General features: G+C 38.3%; 17 protein-coding genes, 1 tRNA gene and 1 pseudogene. 6 read left to right on the forward strand and 13 right to left on the reverse strand.

The annotated features are described in order from the left end of the window. Positions 1–100 precede the first annotated feature (100 nt). Both queD and FUT79_RS08710 read right to left on the reverse strand, forming a co-directional pair. On the reverse strand, positions 101–484 hold the full coding sequence (gene queD, locus FUT79_RS08705) for a 6-carboxytetrahydropterin synthase QueD (protein WP_024751890.1): 384 nt from the start codon (positions 482–484) through the stop codon (positions 101–103). Positions 485–528: 44 nt separating this feature from the next. Then, positions 529–1,158, reverse strand: coding sequence for an adenylate kinase (locus FUT79_RS08710; RefSeq protein ID WP_024751891.1), 630 nt, complete (start codon positions 1,156–1,158; stop codon positions 529–531). Positions 1,159–1,301: 143 nt separating this feature from the next. On the opposite strand from FUT79_RS08710, the gene FUT79_RS08715 reads away from it, so the two are divergent. The 6 genes from FUT79_RS08715 (at position 1,302) to aphA (ending at position 5,101) form a co-directional block, all read left to right on the forward strand. After that, positions 1,302–1,374 (forward strand) — tRNA-Phe (locus FUT79_RS08715). 498 nt (positions 1,375–1,872) lie between these two features. Next, positions 1,873–2,061: a 50S ribosomal protein L32 gene (gene rpmF / locus FUT79_RS08720; protein ID WP_081718631.1), complete on the forward strand. Its 189-nt coding sequence runs from the start codon at positions 1,873–1,875 to the stop codon at positions 2,059–2,061. Between the two features lie 14 nt (positions 2,062–2,075). Then, positions 2,076–2,312, forward strand: coding sequence for an acyl carrier protein (gene acpP, locus FUT79_RS08725; RefSeq protein WP_002698319.1), 237 nt, complete (start codon positions 2,076–2,078; stop codon positions 2,310–2,312). A gap of 18 nt (positions 2,313–2,330) precedes the next feature. Then, a complete protein-coding gene (gene rnc, locus FUT79_RS08730; RefSeq protein WP_024751892.1) occupies positions 2,331–3,062 on the forward strand; it encodes a ribonuclease III in 732 nt (243 codons plus the stop codon). 98 nt (positions 3,063–3,160) lie between these two features. Beyond that, positions 3,161–4,177: an IS5 family transposase gene (locus FUT79_RS08735; protein WP_024751992.1), complete on the forward strand. Its 1,017-nt coding sequence runs from the start codon at positions 3,161–3,163 to the stop codon at positions 4,175–4,177. Positions 4,178–4,342: 165 nt separating this feature from the next. Then, complete coding sequence (gene aphA, locus FUT79_RS08740; RefSeq protein WP_187426838.1) at positions 4,343–5,101, forward strand: acid phosphatase AphA; 759 nt, start codon at positions 4,343–4,345, stop codon at positions 5,099–5,101. A 400-nt stretch (positions 5,102–5,501) separates the two neighbouring features. Here the strand turns inward: aphA and FUT79_RS08745 are convergent. The 11 genes and pseudogenes from FUT79_RS08745 to cfpA all read right to left on the reverse strand — a co-directional run. Continuing rightward, a pseudogene (locus FUT79_RS08745) lies at positions 5,502–6,213 on the reverse strand (IS30 family transposase); the annotation flags it as partial. A 421-nt stretch (positions 6,214–6,634) separates the two neighbouring features. Then, positions 6,635–7,354 carry a pseudouridine synthase gene (locus FUT79_RS08750; protein WP_002698328.1) on the reverse strand — a complete coding sequence of 240 codons (720 nt, stop codon included), beginning with the start codon at positions 7,352–7,354 and terminating at the stop codon, positions 6,635–6,637. After that, entirely contained in the window at positions 7,344–7,877 is a 534-nt protein-coding gene (gene scpB / locus FUT79_RS08755) for an SMC-Scp complex subunit ScpB (protein ID WP_039914919.1), read from the reverse strand. Before scpB ends, FUT79_RS08750 begins: the two co-directional genes overlap by 11 nt. A gap of 239 nt (positions 7,878–8,116) precedes the next feature. Then, positions 8,117–9,052 carry a TraB/GumN family protein gene (locus FUT79_RS08760; protein ID WP_002698332.1) on the reverse strand — a complete coding sequence of 312 codons (936 nt, stop codon included), beginning with the start codon at positions 9,050–9,052 and terminating at the stop codon, positions 8,117–8,119. Between the two features lie 82 nt (positions 9,053–9,134). Next, the gene (trpS, locus tag FUT79_RS08765) at positions 9,135–10,166 is read right to left on the reverse strand and encodes a tryptophan--tRNA ligase (protein WP_455755264.1); all 1,032 of its coding nucleotides are present in this window, start codon (positions 10,164–10,166) and stop codon (positions 9,135–9,137) included. 261 nt (positions 10,167–10,427) lie between these two features. Further along, positions 10,428–11,255, reverse strand: coding sequence for a hypothetical protein (locus tag FUT79_RS08770; protein ID WP_024751895.1), 828 nt, complete (start codon positions 11,253–11,255; stop codon positions 10,428–10,430). 14 nt (positions 11,256–11,269) lie between these two features. Next, on the reverse strand, positions 11,270–11,968 hold the full coding sequence (locus FUT79_RS08775) for an ABC transporter ATP-binding protein (RefSeq protein ID WP_024751896.1): 699 nt from the start codon (positions 11,966–11,968) through the stop codon (positions 11,270–11,272). A gap of 2 nt (positions 11,969–11,970) precedes the next feature. Next, the gene (locus tag FUT79_RS08780) at positions 11,971–12,330 is read right to left on the reverse strand and encodes a GntR family transcriptional regulator (protein WP_024751897.1); all 360 of its coding nucleotides are present in this window, start codon (positions 12,328–12,330) and stop codon (positions 11,971–11,973) included. A gap of 929 nt (positions 12,331–13,259) precedes the next feature. Beyond that, positions 13,260–15,998: a putative PEP-binding protein gene (locus tag FUT79_RS08785; protein WP_148889528.1), complete on the reverse strand. Its 2,739-nt coding sequence runs from the start codon at positions 15,996–15,998 to the stop codon at positions 13,260–13,262. A gap of 11 nt (positions 15,999–16,009) precedes the next feature. Further along, positions 16,010–17,032 (reverse strand): hypothetical protein, encoded by a 1,023-nt coding sequence (locus tag FUT79_RS08790; RefSeq protein ID WP_024751899.1) that lies wholly within the window; start codon positions 17,030–17,032, stop codon positions 16,010–16,012. A 99-nt stretch (positions 17,033–17,131) separates the two neighbouring features. Next, positions 17,132–19,171 carry a cytoplasmic filament protein CfpA gene (gene cfpA, locus FUT79_RS08795; RefSeq protein WP_024751900.1) on the reverse strand — a complete coding sequence of 680 codons (2,040 nt, stop codon included), beginning with the start codon at positions 19,169–19,171 and terminating at the stop codon, positions 17,132–17,134. Positions 19,172–19,178 lie beyond the last annotated feature (7 nt).

A 19,178-nucleotide genomic window follows, 5' to 3' on the forward strand; every position in this document is an offset into this window, starting at 1 on the left:
TCAGAACGGGCACGGACGCCCGTGGTTCCAAACAGATGGTTTAGTTTTTGACATGGACGTCAAAAACTAAACCTGAGCTCTTTCTTTTTTATAAAATTTTTTATGATTTAAGCACAAGCCGGTTTTCCTGATAAAACCGTGCACGGGAAGTAGGCGTCTCGTAGACATCGACGGCAACCAGCGGACAATCGGGACTGAGCTTTTTTATTTCGGTAAAAATAAATTCCGCAATCCGCTCTGCGCTTGGGTTGCCGTTAAAGAAGGAAAAGTCGTTGAGGTTGCGGTGATCAAGCTGCGCACATACCTCGCGAAGGGCTTTTTTTAAAATACCAAAGTCAAAAAGCATACCGCCTTCATCAAGCTCGGTGCCCTGTGCATGCGCCAGCACACGGTAGTTGTGCCCATGCAATCGCTCGCATTTTCCGTGATAATCGGTTAAAAAATGGGCAGCGACAAAATCAGCCTCAACTCTTACTTCATACATTTTGAGTACTCCTTGTTTATAGAAAATAGTTCGATGCCTTTCGTTTATCTTGGGAAAGCTTTTTGAAAAAGCTGAAGTACTTCGTCAACCTGAGGCTCCGCATCTATGTTTGCGAGTACATTTTTCTTTTCATAAAACGAGATAAGCGGTTTTGTTTGCTTGTCATAAGCTTCAAGCCGTTTCAGAATAGCTTCCTTTTTGTCATCTTCCCGAATGATAAGTTTTTCACCGCAGGCATCACAGCAATCGGCGACCTTCGGTTGTGCAAAAAGCACGTGATAATTCCGTCCGCAAGAAGAGCAGACTCTTCGTCCGGTCAGACGCTCAAGGATTTTGTCCGTAGAAATAACAAAATTTACCGCATGGTCGATTTTAGTAATTGCCTCCAAAGCTTCCGCCTGCGGAATTGTTCGAGGAAAGCCGTCAAGAATAAATCCTTCTTTTATATCGGGTTCTGAAAGTCGTTCACGCACAAGAGCTATTGTAAGAGAATCGCTTACAAGAGCCCCTGAATCCATTACCGCTTTGACTTGCTTGCCAAGCTCAGTTTGATTTTTTATCGCTTCTCTGAAAATCTGTCCCGTAGAAATATGCGGGATTTGATAGCGTTTTGAAATTTCAGTAGCGAGCGTTCCTTTGCCTGCTCCCGGCGGGCCCAAAAAAATAAAGTTCATATTTTTCGTCTCCGGTTAAATTATTCTAACATTAAATATAATACTCCGAATATTTTTTTTATACAAGAAGCGAATGCTTTGAGATTTTTTTCTAATAACCGCTTGACATTTTTTTTTCAATCGTATATATTTCCTACCGTTATGCCGTTGTAGCTCAGTTGGCAGAGCAAAGGACTGAAAATCCTTGTGTCGACAGTTCGATTCTGTCCGACGGCAATCCATTAAATCATTTATATCGTTTGCTATAACGTTTTGTAATTAACTTCACATTAGAGAAAATATCAACAATAAAGCTTAGCGAATGAAACATTCCTATGCTAAATTGCCCTCCACTCCCTACCCCTATAACGAAGACAATTATGTTTTTTGGTCAACAGCGAGATCAAACAAACCACAACAAAAGCTGAGAAAACTCTTCTCGTGTACAGCAGGCAATCTGTCGATAAAAGGTCTGTAAAAACATTTTATCAAACAATGGAAAGTAAAACATACACTATCCGATATCATTTTTATCGTTCTCGTTGCAACAATCGCAAATGCCGATGAATGGACTTGAGTCTGTCGGTAAAAGTGAGGACATTTTTATAGTGCCTTGGCACACTTTTTATAAAATACTTGACTTTTTTCTGTTTCTTCGTTATCATACGTTCTGTTTTTTTAACGTTACCTGTTTAATTGCCTTCGGGTTTTTAACAGATTTTTGGAGGTTTCAATATGGCAGTGCCACGCGCTAAAACGTCAAAAGCTCGCACTCGCAGACGAAGAGGCATAAATATGCGACTGACTGCTCCCAACTTGGTGGAATGTGCAAATTGCGGTAATTTAATACAATCTCATAGGGTATGTCCAAAATGCGGTTTTTATAAGGGACGTCAAGTTGTAGATCCGGATACACTTAATTAAAAGAGGAGATAACAATGGACGAATTATTTATTAAAATACGAAAATTAATTGCTGAAAAGCTGGAAATTGACGAGGATAAAATTACGATGGACTCTTCTTTTCGCCAAGATCTCGGCGCGGATAGTCTGGATACCTATGAATTAGTGTACGCTATCGAAGAAGATATGAATATCAAGATCCCCGATGAAAAAGCAAATGAATTTGAAACAGTAAAAGACGCATACGAATTCATTAAATCACAAGTAAAATAACATATCGGTAAAATACTTTTGTTTTCCTGCAATAATTCACTTTCACCGCAGAGGAAAACTGTCCTTCTTAATTTTCAAAAAAAAGCAGGCTTTAAGTTTAAAAACTTAAAGCTGCTTAATCTTGCCTTTCATCATCGTTCGTTTTCCCACATACATGAAGCATCGTTTCAAAATAATGAGCGCCTTGAGTTTTTAGGTGACTCTGTTTTAGGTTTAGTTACTGCTTCCTGTTTATACAATCTTCTTTCGGATTGCTCAGAAGGAGAACTTGCAAAAACAAAGGCGGTGCTTGTTTCTGAAGAAACACTTTCCGATATTGCTCTAAGTTTAGATGTCGACAAATATATCATGCTTGGCAGAGGAGAAGAAATGTCGGGTGGACGTAGAAAAAAAGCAATTTTAGCCGATGCAATGGAAGCAATTATCGGAGCTCTGTATCTTGACTCAGGCTTTAAAGTTGCTGAAAAATTTGTCTTGCGAATAATCACCCCGAAAATACCCTTAGTCCGAAATGAAAATCTTCACATGGATTATAAGTCCGCATTACAAGAGTTGTCTCAAAAAAAATTTCAGATTTTGCCTCTCTATACGGTTGTGAAAGCGCAAGGACCCGACCACGACAGAACATTCTGGGTGGAAGTGCAAATCCATACTGAAAAATACGGACCGGCAACGGGAAAAAGCAAAAAAGAGGCCGCCCAGGCGGTGGCTGAGCTTGCTTGGAATGATCTTCATAAATCGGAAAAGTAAACTATCGAATTTTAAAAACGAGTTAACTATTGCTACAAATACTAGGGCACCTCTAAAAACCCCCTTTAAAAAAGATTAAAAAGATGATAAAATGAGGTATGAAACAAAAAGGATTATTTGATGAAGAAGATCGTTTAAGAGTATTAAGTAAGCTAGGAGATAGTCTTGAAAAATTAAACGAAAAAATAAATTGGGAAATATTCAAGCCCCTATTAAAAAAAGCATTAACTAAAGAGCCAAAAGGTTTAGGCGGAAGACCTGCATACGATTATGTAATGATGTTTAAAATAATAATTTTACAAAAATTATACAACATAAGTGATGACCAAACGGAATATCAAATAAACGATCGGCTATCCTTTATGAGATTTTTAGGATTGGAATTAAAAGATAAAGTACCCGATGCAAAAACAATATGGCTTTTTAAAGAAAAACTCATTGAAGCGAGAGTATCAAAAAAATTATTTGAAAAGTTTGGAAAAGAATTAGCTAAAAATAACTTAATAGGAAAAGAGGGAACGATAATAGATGCGACAATAGTAGAAGCACCGATACAGCATAACAGCAAAGATGAAAATGAACAAATCAAAAACGGAAAAATTCCTGAACAATGGCAAGAAAAACAAAATAAGGCAAAATTATCGCAAAAAGACTGTGATGCGAGGTGGACAAAGAAGCATAAACGTAATTATTACGGTTATAAAGATCATATAAAAATAGATAAAAAAAGTAAGCTTATATTGAAAGCAACGGTAACAGCAGCCAATGTTCATGATAGTAGAGAGTTAAAAAATTTAGTTGAAAGGAAAGATGAAAGATTATACGCAGATAGTGCCTATATAGGAGAAGAAATAGAGGGGATTTTAAAAGCGAAAGGGATAGAAGGACAAATTTGTGAAAGAGGAGCAAGAGGGAAACCTCTTACTAAAAAACAAAAAATCGGTAACAGAAAAAAATCAAAAATACGGGCAAGAGTTGAACATGTATTTGGCTTTATGACAAACTCAATGAAAGGTATCTATGTAAGAACGATAGGACTAGCTCGTGCAACATTTTCGATAATAATGATGAACTTAACATACAACTTATGCCGATATTGCTATCTAAAGAAGTAAAATGAGAGAGCATATAGGTAATAAAATGGAAAAGTAAGAGAACTAAGATAAAGAATCCAAGTTTTACACTAGACAATTTATAAAAAAGCTACTAAAATAATAAATAGGTACACTAAAAAATAGGTTTTTAGAGGTGCCCTAATAATTTTTAAACAAGGAGCAATTATGAAAAACTATCAAAAAACAAAGAAACTCTTTATTCTCTCTTGCATTATTGCATTTATCTTTGCCTTGCCTGCCGTATTTTCCGCAGGGCCAAAAGTTCCCTATACGCATGACGGATTTTATTCAACCGATAAAATACAAAAGGCGGTTCACTTTGTCTCTGTAGAAGATATTGAAAAAAGTCTTGAAGGCATGAAGCCTATCAATGTCAGTTTTGATATCGATGATACATTACTGCATTCAAGCGGATACTTTCGCTACGGACAGGATTATTTTCAGATTCCAAATGATCCAAGAGGAAAAATCAGCTATCTTTTTAATCAAAAATTTTGGGACTATGTAGCGGAGATGGGAGATGAACATTCAATTCCAAAGCAATCCGCCAAAGATCTTATTGACATGCATTTAAAACGAGGAGACAAGATATTTTTTATTACCGGCAGAACAAAACATTCGGCAGCAAAAAACTATACCTCAAATAAATTATCAAAAACACTCAAGCGTTTTTTTGATCTTCCTGAAGAAATATTTGTGGAATATACCGCAGGCACTCCGGTAAAAGGGTTTAATTATGATAAATCCTATTATATTAAGAAACACAAAGTTTCTATCCATTACGGAGACAGCGATGATGATATTTTAGCCGCCCGAGAGGTTGGAATACGCGCAATCCGTGTACAAAGAGCTTATAATTCTACAAACAGCCAAAAACTTAATGGCGGCTACGGTGAAGAAGTGCTTATAAACTCTGCATGGTAATTAACACAAACAAAAATAAAAACTGCTAAACGTTTTTTTGATAATTCAATACGGTTGTAATACTTTATATAAATCGTAAAAAATTTTATAAAAAAGAGTCCGACACGGCACAAGGGCGAAGTTTTGTCATTTTCCCTTTACTTCGCCTACGAGTTTTAAAGCTCCAATTTTACAGTTTCCTGTTGATGCTTTAAAACATCGTTTAAAATTTCGCAACGGTGTTATTTTGCTATCCGCATTAAAATAATACCGGTAATTCTGCATAATTATACACCATGTTTAATTAATAGAAAGCGCGTAAATAAAATAAGCTTATGAATAAAGTTATGGATTGAGAATTTTACGATTCTCAATCCGCTGTTTTACAACTGATAGGATTTTTCGATTCTGAATTGTCAAGTTAAGCTAGACACGGATACACAAAATCCATAAAAACTTCTATTGGTGTTTTGTATCCCAGGTATTTCCGTGGGATGTTGTTTCTGTAATTGGCTACCGAAATAATTTCCGATTCTTCAATTATATTGAAGTCGCTCTTCTTCGGCAGTCCGTCTCTTCTGAGTAACCCGTTTGAGTTTTCGTTCAATGCGCGTTGACTCGGGCAACCGGGGGCTTGCAAAAAAAATTGAGATGTCATGCCGGTTGCAGATGTTTTTCCAATTAGAGAACTCTTTGTCGCAATCAAAGGTTATCGACTTGAACAGGTTCCTCGGCAATTTTTTAAACCATTGATCAAGCCTTTGTTCAACCGCTGCTGCGGTTGTTCCTGCCGGTTTCAATGCGATAATCACTTTTGAAACACGCTCTGCAAGCGTAATGACCGCACTTTTGTGGTCTTTGCCGACAATAGTATCTCCTCCCAAATGTCCGCATTCGCTCTCATAATTGGAAAATTCACTTGCTCGGTCGCAAAGCGTGCGACGAAATGCCTGTTTTCCTCTCCACTCTTTATGTCCGTTCGGTTTTGTGCCTTTCATCGGTAACGCACTGATATCAAGCGTCGGGTCATCTCTGAAGCGGCGGTACATTGTGCGTGCCGACATTGAAAACTTGCGCTCGTTTCGTCCGATAATAACGTCAGGCGTCCATCCCTCTGCAATTTTTTTAAGTACATCCTCCCGCCAAAGCCAAAAAGGCAAGCAGAAAACACAAAAAGATTTTTGATTGGTTTTTCATACATAAAACTCCTGGTAGGGAATTTCTAAAAATATCAATTTTTAAAACCTTTCCCTTAGATTTTTCACAATACTTTTCTGTAAGTTATTTACGATTAAAACTTTCAGATAACAGTTCATGGTATTACTATCGTAACATATTGCATTAACTTTGATAAGAGTTTTATCAAAGATAGAGCGCGCTCCGCACCCACCGCATGAACCGCTATTGCTTCTCGATAAAGTGAATTTTTTAATGCGAGTCGTTTTTGATGCCCTTATCAAAATGAACTTACAAGTTTTAAAGCTTTGCAATCTATTTTTTTTTAACATTTTTCCGTGTTGTGTCAGATTTGCAGGCAGTTAAACAATCCCGAGCTCAAGCCTCATTGTTGTGTAATAACTCCGCAATTTCTTCTTTGGTAAGATTGCGGAATTCCCCCGGTTTTAGTCCGTTTAATTGAATGCCGCCTATTCTTACGCGGATAAGCCGCTTTATCGGAATTTTAAAAAAGTCAAAAACTTTTCGTATTTCTCTGTTTTTTCCTTCAATAAGAACAATGCTTGCCTTACGGGATGCCTGGCGTTTTGCGGAAACGCAGCGGTAAAAAATACCCTCAATTCGTATTCCACGTGTAAACCTTTCAATGAGCGTATCGGGAATATCCTGCGTTGTTTCAATTAGATACTCTTTTTCTATTTCTGCGGAAGGATGCTCAATACGGGCAGAAAAATCTCCGTCGTTGGTAAAAAGAATAGCGCCGCCCGAATACATGTCAAGCCTGCCGATATTATAGAGCCGTTCAGTATAAGCTTCTTTCAGCAAATCAGCGGCGGTTGCCCTTCCCATCTCGTCAGACAAAGAGCATACATAACCTACCGGCTTATTGAGCAGCACATAACGCTTTTCTTTTTCAAATTTAATCTGTTGATTATCAAAACATACAATATCGCTTGGTAAAACCTTGGTGCCGAGTTCGGTTACTTTAATCCCATTGACGCTCACCCTGCCGTCCAAGATAAGTTTTTCGCTTGCTCTTCTGGATGCAATCCCCGATTTTGCAAGATATACCTGTAATCGAATTTCTTTATCGGGCAAGTTCAAAACGCTCCTTTTCGGTTTCGTCAAGCTTTGGCAAATCCGCTATGCTGTTTAAACGAAAAACTTTTAAAAATTCCTTTGTAGTGCCGTACTGCACCGGTTTTCCCGGAACATCTTTTTTCCCTACTTCTTTGATAAGCTGCTTTTCAACTAAAAGCCGAATCATTGTATCTGCGGAAACGCCTCGAATAGCTTCAATTTCGCCGCGCGTTACCGGCTGAGAATAGGCTATGATCGAAAGAGTTTCCATTGCCGCACGAGAGAGTCTTGTTTCGTTTTTTTTGCCATAGCGATTTTTCAATACATCCCAGAATTCTTTTTTCGGCATAATAACCCAGCCGCCCATAAGTTGAACAATTTCTATTCCGCTTGAGGAGTCCGCATACAGTTCATGTAATTTTTCAAGGCAAAGTTTTACCACATCAATTGAAAGCCCCGAAATTTTACTTAAATTATTTTCATCTATCGGCTCACCCTCAAGATAGAGGATTGCCTCAATAAGAGCTGTTTCTTTTTCCATCTTATACTCCGTCATCGTCATTTCTCTTTTACAGTAATCTCAATAAGGATGCTCTCAAAATATCAATTTTTAGAGGGAACCCTTAAATTTATTTGCGATATTTCTTGTAAGGCAACCATACAATACCTTACAAAAAACTCGAGCAAAGCGTAGCACGCTTTTTAATCTGAAGGCGTATCTTTTTCTACACACTCACACTCTCTTTAAAAAAGAGTTTGAGTAAAAATAATTTTATAAACCTAAAAACTTGTTCGCAAAAGTTTTTTCTCTTTTAGGATATCAAATACATTATTTTCTCCGCAAAAATGTCCCGCACCTGCAAAAATAAAAGTAATTCCCGGTTGTGCCGTTACGTCAATGATTTTTTTTGCCCAGTCTTGATTTCGAGTATACAATAGCGCTTCAAGATACCTTGTGTATAAATCATTCGGAGCATCTTCAGGAAATAAAAGCTCTATCGACTGCACAAGAGTACCGAGCTCTTTTCTATCATCATGCACATATGCTTGCATAATTTTTTTCAGGTTTGCTTGAAAATCTTCCAAATCCTGACATTCTTTTATGGTTTCTTTTAGAAGATACAGCTGATCATCATAGGTACCGAATGACAGTAAATCAAGTTGCGTTTGCAAATCATCTAAGCCGAGTACTTTTCTGGTTCCGGCTCTTTTATAAAAAAATAAATCAAGTCCTTTTGCAGGATCAATTTTTGCATCGCTGAACAATTGCTGTTCTACGGCAGCCTTCATCACCCACGGTTCAAATCCGTTCAGCGCCTGTACATTTGCTGCGCCGAGTATTTTGTTTAATAGCACTGTTTCTTGAATGGAAAGATTACTCAGTAATTTTGGCTTACCCATGTTTTCTAGCATACCTTGCAGCATCATTTTTTGAAGACTGAGCGAAAGATTGTTTATATCTTCAGTGCTTAATTCCGCATAAATCCTTGTTGCCGAATCAAAAAGGTCAAGGATTGTTTCATCAAGCGGATAGATCTCTTCACTTCCTACATGAATTGTTCCTACAATAAATACGGAGCTGTTTTCGCTGCGTATTTCCCAGAGCATCCGTTCTTGTCTGACAATAAGTTCGGGGATTTTGTCAGATTTAACGCTTGCACAACTTGCAAAACATAGTATGCAAAATAAAAAAACAGTAAAACGCAGAGCTTTCATTTTTCCTCCGATTTGTTCACAATTATATAGATGAATGCCGAAACTGCGATATAAACGATATTCAAACAGAAAAACTCAAGGCTTATTCGCCTCTTGCCTTTCTGCTTATTTTATTCCAAATGCCGGAAAGTCCCATCGCTTTTTTTACAAGCTTCAAAGTTTCTTTTGCTTCTTCCCGCATACGCATCGTACCTTCATAAATTACCTGATCAACAAAGTTTTTCTGATTTTCGTATTTAGCACGGCGCTCCCGCATCGGCTCTAAAAAGGTATTGATGGCAACCGCAAGTTTATCCTTTACTTCAACATCGCCAACCTTGCCTTTTCGGTACCGGTCTTTTAAATCTTCGACTTCCGCGGTGTTTGGATTAAAAGCATCGTGATAAATAAACACCGGGTTCCCTTCAACCGTTCCGGGCACATCCGCACTCACCCTGTTCGGATCGGTATACATGCCGCGCACCTTTTTTTGCACAGTTTTTTCATCATCCGAAAGAAAAATTGCGTTTCCTATGCTTTTAGACATTTTCGCTTGCCCGTCTGTTCCAATCAGCGAGCCCATTTCGCTCACCATAACATCAGGTATGGGAAAAACATCTCCGTACAAAAAATTAAACCGTTTTGCAATTTCCCGTGTAAGTTCTACATGGCTTTCATTATCTTTTCCTACCGGCACAAGATGCGCACGCGGTAAAAGAATATCAGCCGCCTGCAATACCGGATAGCCTAAAAGACCGAAAGGAAGCTCGGAAAGATTCGCATTTTTTGCCATTTCCTTAATTGAAGGAACTCGCTGCAAACGCGGAACCGTTACAAGGTCGGTAAAAAACAACTGTAATTCGGTTACTTCCGGAACAGCTGACTGTAAATACACCAGAGACTTTTCCGGATCAATTCCGCAGGCAAGATAATCCAACACCATCTGCCTGACATTATCCCCTATTTGCTCAATATGTTCTTTTTCGGGCTTTGTGGTAAGCGTATGCAAATCCGCAATAATAAAAAAACACTCATATTCATCCTGTAAACGCACTCTATTGCGTATGGAGCCGACATAATGCCCCAAATGTAATTTTCCGGTCGGACGGTCACCCGTCAATATTCTTTTTTTCATCATGGTCAGAATAATAGCACGTAACAGCTTTCTTTGCAAGATTTTGCATAAAACTTACGAAACTTACGCACGAACAAAACTCTTACCCGCGAGTTTTAAACTTAATCAATGAGATAAAACCATATTAAAAAAACGTGCCGCATTTTTTTTCATCAAAAAAGAGAGCGACACGGCGCAACGGCGGGCAAACTTACCATACTGTTTAATGAATGGTAGTTCCTTAACCATCGGATTGCAATTGCCTTGATTTTATTTTCAGTTTTACACCTCTATTCTATGCTTAAAAAGCCATGCGGAAGCAAAAAAGAAGCTAATGCCAATTATCAATAGAAAAACAGATCCTATAATGGGAAGTTCTGCCGGATACCTATGGAGATAGGATTGCAATGTCGGATCAAAAAAATGTTGATTCACATACAAATAAGCCGAGACTTGCAAATTCAATTTTATTGTGAGCCAATTGCTGAACTCTTGTACCAAATACACAATAAATATAAAGATGATAAGGGCTAAGAATTCGGCAATTCTTCTTTTTTTAATAAAGGAACAGGTAAGGGCGCGCACAAAAATAATGATTGCCCCTAAGAAGCAAAAAATACATAGTCCGATAAAAAGACTTTTAAACAAGAAATCATAATTTAGTGCAAAAATATGCTTTATGCTTCTTGAAAGCATGTTGAAAAAACGCAACCTGCCGATTTTTTCGGTTACAGCTGTCCATGCACTAAAATACACTATGCCGCAAATACTTGCGGTAACAAAACACGCAATAAACTCTACAAGTCCTGCAAGCATTCTTCCCAATAAAATATGAGTCGAACGCACCGGAACGGTGAGCATGAGATAGCTTTCGTTGGTATATAAAAGATCTCGAATATGCCCGCTGCTACAAGTTACAAACATAACCGTAGGAATTACGGTAAGTGCCGCCACTGTGATAAAAGTCCATAAAGCGAATACGCCGCTAAAAGGTTCTTTCGCAGTGAACAAAATAAATATCGCTACCAGCGAAATGCCGAGCATAATACTGTTATAAAGAAATAATGCGTTCTTTCTTCGTCTTAATTCATACATAAAAATTCGTTTCATGGTGGAATACTCCTTTAAACATCGAAGATTTCAATATATAGTTGATAAATAGACTTTTCTCGACTTACGCGCAGTTGCTCCGCATCGCCTGATAAGACAATTTCACCTTCACTTAGAAAAATAACATCATTAAATACGTGTTCAATATCGGAAACCAAGTGTGTGCTGATAATAATTGCTGAATTTTCACTCCATGTTTTAATAATGGTTTTTATAATTTGCTCACGAGCAACCGGGTCGGTTCCCGCAAGCGGCTCATCAAGAATAAAAAGCCGGGCATTGCGGGAAAAGCTTAATGTTAAATTAAGCTTTTCAGTCATGCCTTTAGACATGGTTTTAACCGGCTGAGATTTTTCAAGTTTCATAAAATGAAGCATGTCCAACGCTTTGTTTTTATCAAAGTCTTCAAAGAAATCAGCATAAAAATTTATCGCATCAAGGGCGGTCATCCATGAATATAAGCAATTTTTATCCGCTAAAAATGAAACCATTTTTTTTGTTTCAAGTCCGAGCGGAATACCGCACACTTGTACACTACCCGAACTAGGTTTTAAAAGCCCGGCAATAATCTTTAAAAAGGTTGTTTTGCCCGATCCGTTTGGTCCTAAAAGTCCGAGTATTCTTCCGCTTTCTACTTGCATACTGATTCCATGCAATACCTGCTTAATAAGATAGGATTTTTTTAAATCCTCTGTTTGTAAAATTATACTCATTTTCAGTATTCCTTTAGCTTTGAGCTGATAATATCCATAATTTCTTTATCAGAAAATTCAAGGTTCCGTAGTCCTGTTATAAAGTTTTTTGCCAATTCCGCAATTTTTTCCTGTCGAAGCTTGTCTACAAGATGTTCATCATTAGAGACAAAACTGCCTCTTCCGCGCTGACTTTCTATGCAGCCGGCTGATACAAGCTCGGTATACACACGGTACATTGTATTCGGATTAACATCCATTTGTAACGCCATATCTTGCAGTGAAGGCATCTTTTCGCCCTGTTTTAATTTACCGGTTAAGATAGAAAGCTTTATCTTGTCCATTATTTGTAAGTAAATAGGATAATTCGGATCATAATCCATTTAAACCTCCTAAAAAAGCTTATTGTAATTTTTTTATAATAACACACCTTTTGTGTAGTTTTTACTTATAGTTTCCTATCTACCTATAATATTATTGCAAAGGGAAAAAAAAGTCAAGTATTTTTTTGATAAAAGCTTTGATATTATCGGGCATTTACACAAATCATCACATAAAAAACACTTCTAAAAATTGCTGTTATAAGGCTTTCTCTGTTTTTTTAAGAATACCTTAAGGCTTACATTGGCTTTGGCTGGTATAACGTTTTCTAATTAAGTTGCTGTCAGTAATCGGAGCATTGGCAATAATAGCGTGCGGATTTCAGCATTTCTATGGTAAATTGCTCACCGTTGGCGAACCAAAGGTAAAAGTTCCAAGGGTTCGCCTGTACGCAATTCCGAACGATGTTTTAAAGCATCAACGCAAAACTGTAAAATTGAAGCTTTAAAACTCGTTGGCAAAACGGAGGCAAATTATTAACGCTTTGCCCTATGGTAAGTTTACCCACCGTTGCTAAATTCCAAGCGATGTTTTGCCTGACACGTTATTGTAAACAGGCAAAACTCGTAGGCGAACCAAAGGTAAAATTCTAAGGGTTCGCCCGTACGCAATTCCGAACGATGTTTTAAAGCATCAACGCAAAACTGTAAAATTGAAGCTTTAAAACTCGTTGGCGAAGTAAAGAGAAAATGGCAAAACTTCGCCCTTGTGCCGTGTCGGACTCTTTTTTATAAAATTTTTTACGTTTTGGGTAAGATGTAGTAAAAAACGAATCGACTTATTAAAAAAACGTTATATTAGTTCTTAATGATAAAACCATTGATAAAAGTGGATTGAAAGCTTTGTAAAAGACAGGGAAAGGAGGCTGTCAAAGCGTGCCTCCCTCCCCTATTCGCGATTATAAAGAAATTTGAATAGCGGTTGTTTTTAATCAGTTTTTCTTTTTTGCAGGAGCTTTTTTTGCCAGCTTTTTCTTAGCTGCAGCATTATCTGAAAGGACAACTCGTTTAGGCGTAAGTTTTATGCCTGCTTTCTCCGCATTTTCAATTTCTGCCTGCGCAATTGAAAGCAAGGCTATCGGCACAGAGTAAGAAGAACATGAGACATAGTCCAACCCTGCATCCATGCAAAAGCGAATGTTTTCCGCGCGTGCACCATGTTCGCCGCAAAGTCCGAGATGAATATCGGGACGAGAAAGTTTTCCGCGTCTTATCGCGATTTCAATAAGCTCTCTGACACGTGTATCGAGGACCGCAAACGGATTTCCGTCAATAAGATCATACATGGTATAATCCGGCATAAAGCTGTTAAAGTCATCACGGGAAAGTCCCAAGGTTGTTTGGGAAAGATCATTTGTTCCGAAAGAGAAGAATTCAGCATAGCGGGCAATTTCATCAGCACTTAAGGCAGCCGCAGGAAGTTCAATCATTGTGCCTACTTTATAAGGAATTGTTTTTGCCTTTAACTCCGCTCGAATTTCTTCTTCAAGCGCACTAATGCCAAGATATGAATGTCCCTCAATTTTTTTACCGTATATGATTTGTTTCAGCTCTCGGGAATTCATTATCAGCGGGATCATTATTTCAGGATAAACCGTTATTTTCTCTTTTTGAAGCTTATATGCGGCTTCGAATATTGCGCGAATTTGCATTGCGTAAATCTCAGGATAAGAAATAGCAATACGGCAGCCTCGGTGTCCAAGCATCGGATTTATTTCCGAAAGCATTGTCATTTGATCTCGAAGCTGTTTTTTACTTACTTTTTCTTTTGTCTTTTTTGAAAGATATTCGATAAAGACGTCAAGATCCTGATCATTATACGGCAAGAATTCGTGCAAGGGAGCATCCAACAAGCGAATGGTTACATCTTTTCCTGCCATTATTTTTAAGATACCGTAAAAGTCTTCCGTTTGCAGTTTTTGCAGCTGTTTAAGAACCTTTGCTCTCTTCTCCGAATCTTCGCAAAGGATCATTTCACGGAAAATATTGATGCGGCTTTCTTTAAAGAACATGTGCTCTGTTCTGCACAGACCGATACCTTCCGCACCGAAGGCAAGAGCTAGCTCCGCATCATGAGGACTGTCCGCATTGGCTCGCACATAAAAGTCTTGCATAAAGCTTTTTGCAAGCGCTATAAAATCCAATAGGCCCGAAGTTTCGGGATCCGGCTCAATAAGTTGTGCCGCTCCGAAATAAACGGTAGATTCCCCATAATAGGGAACATTCAAGGTTATAAAGTCGCCTTCATTAATGGTTATGCCGTCAATAATGGCCTTTTTAGCTTGAATTTTCATATCAGAACGAACCAGCGAGATTTTTCCGTATTGTCGCGCAACAACTGAGGCATGGGCCGCATAACCGCCCTCATTTGAAAGAACGCCGGTTGCAACCTCAATCGCTTTTACATCACCTGCATAAGTGGCAGGCATACAAAGAATACATCGAGTATCACTGCCTTCAAGTTTTGCAATACGCTGTGCATCAATTAGCGAATCCGCTGAAAAATATACGCGACCGACAGCAGCCCCCGGAGCACCGGCGATACCGCCATGAGAAGATTTTAAGTTTTTTACGCTTGCAATATCAATAACAGGATGGAGGATTTCATTCAGCTGACCGGGTTTTACAGTTTTAACCACGTATTCACTGTCAACAATTTTGCGATTATATAAATCCAAAAGTAAAAGCACGAGTGAAATAGTGCTTTTTGCTTCTACAGATCGCTGCTCAATAAGCCAAAGATTTCCGGCTTCAATTGTAAAGCGAACTTCGCGAATTTCTTTACTATGGTCTTCAAGACTCCATGCAATATCTTGTAATTGTTTGAGGTAAGCAGGTTTTATGCTGTTAATATCTTTTCCGGCAGAATCCCTGTCGTCAAATTTTTCTTCATAAAACAGACCTTGGAGTTTCTTTTCGCCGGTAACAATATTACGGCTAAAAAACCTACCGGAATATGATTCTTTACCATAATTTCCGTATGCCATTGGCTGAATGACAAGAGCAACCTCGCCCTCACTATCATCTTCAAGGCTCAAAAGCTTGCTGATTTGCTTAAGGACTTGCTCAAGTTGAATATATGCATCATCAAAGAAACCTTCAGGCAAAAGATTTTGATACTTTTCCATGATTGCAATTCCGTCAAGTGACAGGGAATTCTTTTGCAACGATTCATCAATTTCTTTTAATGCGGGATCAATCAGATCAAAAGCTTTTTTATTTTCTTCAAGTTCTGCATTTTTTAAAAGAATTTGCAACATACCTCGAAGTAAAAAATATACTTCATGACTTGCAAAATTGTCTCCCACTTTTCCTGCAAAGCCGGCAAAAGTGTTTTTTGTTAAACCGAAGTTATGTAAAGTCGGGTAATTTGCAATAACTAAATTGGGAGAAACAACAATTTTAAGCAACATAGGGTTAGTCTCATCGGCATATGCTTTCTTACTTATCGTTGCAAATTTCTCTAAAAATGGTTTTAAAACAGGAATAATTTTTTCATTTTCAAGGTCGTATGCTACACTTGCATCAATAATTATTCCGGGAAGGATAGGTAGCCTAAGTTCTGCAAATTCATTTGCCTGTCGTCCCCTGATCCCCAACAACTGTTTATCAAGTTTTTTATTAACCGCTTCATTGCTACTAAAAAAATGGATCGATTTGGAAATACTCATTTTTTACTCCTTTAGAACAGATTTAATACGGTATCGGGAGAACCGCGAAGAAATGCTTCAAAGCGAGGGCTTGCCCCTTCTTTAAAATACCTTAATAGCTTAGATAAATCTTTAATATCCTCACCTGAAACGGCAAATTGAATTACACTACCGTGCTTTACCTTTCCCCATTTAAATAAGGTATTGATATCGACGATCCGCTCTCCATCGTAAAAAACAATTACCTCGAGTGTCGGATATTTTGCATTATAACTACGGATTATTCTTTTCCAAGCTTCAACATTCCCGTTATGAAAAAGCTCATTTGATACGGGAACGGAAATAAGCTGAGACATGCGAACAGGTCCGGTTGGTGCTTGTACCGGCGGTCGAGCTGTCGCAGAAGGCTGCGGCGAAGCAACTGCGGCTGTTTCCTTTTGAGCAACAGTTGTTTTTCTTGTTCTGCGCATTTTTGTAGTTTTCGGTTTTTCTACCGTTTTTTTAGGTTCAGCATACACAAAACTCCCTTTTAAAACAGCGGGAGGCACTGAAGCCACTTTATCGTCAAGGAGGTTAAAAACAGCTTTTATTACTTTATCCGCAACATCATCTGCAAGAGCGCCCTTGTCTTGTTGTCCGACATAAATTAATAAAAGTTCATTTTTTCTAAAACTTTCTATCAGAGAAGCATTTGCAGGATTTTTAGGGTTTATTGCTAAAAACCCCAAATCAGGATGGTGATAGCCAAAAACGAGGTCAATCCCTTTCCATTTTCCTGTTTCGGCAGCAATTTTTTGCGGGTCGGCCGGAATATTTTTCAGATTAGCAGAAACAACTTTATACTTCCAAATATCAATTAACAGTACAGAAAGTAAAGCGGCGACCTGATCATTTTGTATTTTTTTTTCAACAAGCAACTCATTGATTTGATCCGCAATATTCATTTTGGGGTCGCAATCATCCAACACTGCTAAAACATTTTGAATATGGCGGACAGATGCATTAAAACTCTCCTTTGTAGCTAAAGGTGTATACAAATCTAATGATTTTAACATAAGACAATCTCCTTAATTATGAAAAGAAAAGCCCCCGAAACAGAACAGTCTCAAGGGCATTTCTTAAATTTAAAAGTTCATCCAAAAGAAAAGCAATTACTAAAGTTCACGAATTGCAGATTTTTTTCCTCTGCGTCCCTTTCCTGAATCTACAGTGCCCGCTTTCTTTGCTTTTGTTCCCCTTGCAGGTTTTGTTGATACTTTTTCAGCAGCCATCGGTGCTGCTTCAATTGCGGGAGTTTCATCAACCATATCAATAAAAGATGCTCGTCCGGCAGGTGTTCCGGCTTTAATATCACCGTCATCATCAGCTGTTGCAAAGCTTTGAGCAATATCGGCACGCACCGTTGAACGGCGGCGACTGAATGTTGCAAATGCCGCATCGGCAAAGCCTTTAGAAATACCGTGTAGGAATTCGTTCAAGACGTTTGCCATACCGTCAAGTGTCGCTTTCTTTCGTTTAATTGAGGTAATATCAATATCAAGTAAAAGTCCCGGCTGCAGATGGAAGGGGTTAATCAAGTAGTCGAATTTATTGAACTCGGCTTCCAAGAATGCCAAGCGCTCTTCCATTACGCGGCGCTCAATCGGATACTGATAATCATACATTTGCTTCAGTTTTTCACGCATCAGAATAAGCTTTTTGCGCATCTTATCCTTTTCGTATACAAAGGTTCGATTCATTTTTTCAACTTCGGTTTCAACCGGCTTGATAAAAGAAATTTCGTCCCAAACTTTTGCAATGTCTTCGTATACAGGCTCGCCCGTCTTGTCTTTATAATTTTTCTTAATATATTTCTTATAAATTGCCGCAAGATCATCAAAGTCGGTGATTCTTGTCATAAACTTTGATTTATCATATCTGGTATGAATTACATCCCAAAGATGCTCAACTTCAGTTTCAAAAGAGCGAATCATCACTTCGTATGCTTTTCGTTCTTCATTAAGCTGAGCATTGTCAAGATACTTTAAGCGAAGTTGATAGCGCTCATCAGGGAGGTGGGCAACATCGGTATCATCATATTCACGCAAAAGCAATTCGCGCGCATTCTTAAAGTTTTCGATATACTGATATCCCATTTTTGAAGTATCAAGAATAGAAGTAATTGAGTTAATCGCAGTGTTAAATCCTCTGTTTCTGATATTTTCAAGATCAATAATCTTTTTAATATTTTCGCGGATATTTAGCTGATCAAATGTTTCAGGGTCAATTTCCGCACGCAGGTTATCGATTCTTTCCATCAACATTTTGGAAACAGCATCGTATCTCTTGCTCTTAGGATTATCAACATCATCGTCGGTTAAGTCGGGAACCTTATTCATTTTTTGGAAGATGATATCGCTGTCGGACATTTCCTCCTTGCCCTGATCAATTAAATTATCTTTTAATTTTTCAATTTCTTTATCGATCATTTCCATATAGCGATTGGAAAGAAGATCTTTGATAAGGTAGGCTACTGTTGTTTGATAATGGAAGATAGGGCTGATAAGTTCTGTGTCAAGGATATTGATCGAAAGTTTAACATCGGTTACGGTCTTCGGTTTTGCAAGGTTGTCTTTAAAAGCGCACTTTACAACCGCATACGCGTTTTCACCTCGAACAAATGCTCCTACGTCAACCTTCTGTCTAAGAAGGGAGTTTGTCAATGTTTCCAAATCGTTGACACCGCGCTGTACGTGTCCCTGTAAGTGCCCGTACATGTTAACGATTGATTTTTCAATTTCACCGGTATTAAATTTATCCGCTCCTCCAACCTCATCAAGTAAGACTGCTATTTCTTTTGGGGTATAGCGGTTAAGAACTTTCATTTCTTCCCGGTCAATAAAGCCGCGCACTTTTTTCAACATTTCATCTTCAGCGGTTACCATGTACCGGTTGAACATGTTTTGATAATTCTGGTTAAAGTAATTGTACAGCTTTTCTTTTAAGCCGCCCATTATGTCTAATCTTTCAAGGACTTCTTTGGGGAGCTTTGTGTTCAAGTGATGCAACACTTTATTAGTTTCTTCTTCAATCAGCTGATTAACTTCTTTTTGCTGATCACGATAATCTTGAGCTAATGAATTTCTTGATCCGACCGCACTGGGTTTTTCCGGATGAAATACATTAGGGCTCTGGGGTAGTTCTAAAATTGCCATTTGCTAT

Origin of the sequence: Treponema phagedenis (assembly GCF_008153345.1) — a bacterium.
Taxonomy (GTDB): domain Bacteria; phylum Spirochaetota; class Spirochaetia; order Treponematales; family Treponemataceae; genus Treponema; species Treponema phagedenis.

Coding starts and splice junctions, on each gene's coding strand:
- FUT79_RS08770 (WP_024751895.1), bottom strand. CDS start 11,255: ATGAAACGAATTTTTATGTATGAATTAAGACGAAGAAAGAACGCATTA.
- cfpA (WP_024751900.1), bottom strand. CDS start 19,171: ATGGCAATTTTAGAACTACCCCAGAGCCCTAATGTATTTCATCCGGAA.
- FUT79_RS08785 (WP_148889528.1), bottom strand. CDS start 15,998: ATGAGTATTTCCAAATCGATCCATTTTTTTAGTAGCAATGAAGCGGTT.
- trpS (WP_455755264.1), bottom strand. CDS start 10,166: ATGAAAAAAAGAATATTGACGGGTGACCGTCCGACCGGAAAATTACAT.
- FUT79_RS08790 (WP_024751899.1), bottom strand. CDS start 17,032: ATGTTAAAATCATTAGATTTGTATACACCTTTAGCTACAAAGGAGAGT.
- FUT79_RS08760 (WP_002698332.1), bottom strand. CDS start 9,052: ATGAAAGCTCTGCGTTTTACTGTTTTTTTATTTTGCATACTATGTTTT.
- acpP (WP_002698319.1), top strand. CDS start 2,076: ATGGACGAATTATTTATTAAAATACGAAAATTAATTGCTGAAAAGCTG.
- FUT79_RS08775 (WP_024751896.1), bottom strand. CDS start 11,968: ATGAGTATAATTTTACAAACAGAGGATTTAAAAAAATCCTATCTTATT.
- FUT79_RS08735 (WP_024751992.1), top strand. CDS start 3,161: ATGAAACAAAAAGGATTATTTGATGAAGAAGATCGTTTAAGAGTATTA.
- FUT79_RS08710 (WP_024751891.1), bottom strand. CDS start 1,158: ATGAACTTTATTTTTTTGGGCCCGCCGGGAGCAGGCAAAGGAACGCTC.
- queD (WP_024751890.1), bottom strand. CDS start 484: ATGTATGAAGTAAGAGTTGAGGCTGATTTTGTCGCTGCCCATTTTTTA.
- scpB (WP_039914919.1), bottom strand. CDS start 7,877: ATGGAAAAAGAAACAGCTCTTATTGAGGCAATCCTCTATCTTGAGGGT.
- FUT79_RS08780 (WP_024751897.1), bottom strand. CDS start 12,330: ATGGATTATGATCCGAATTATCCTATTTACTTACAAATAATGGACAAG.
- rpmF (WP_081718631.1), top strand. CDS start 1,873: ATGGCAGTGCCACGCGCTAAAACGTCAAAAGCTCGCACTCGCAGACGA.
- aphA (WP_187426838.1), top strand. CDS start 4,343: ATGAAAAACTATCAAAAAACAAAGAAACTCTTTATTCTCTCTTGCATT.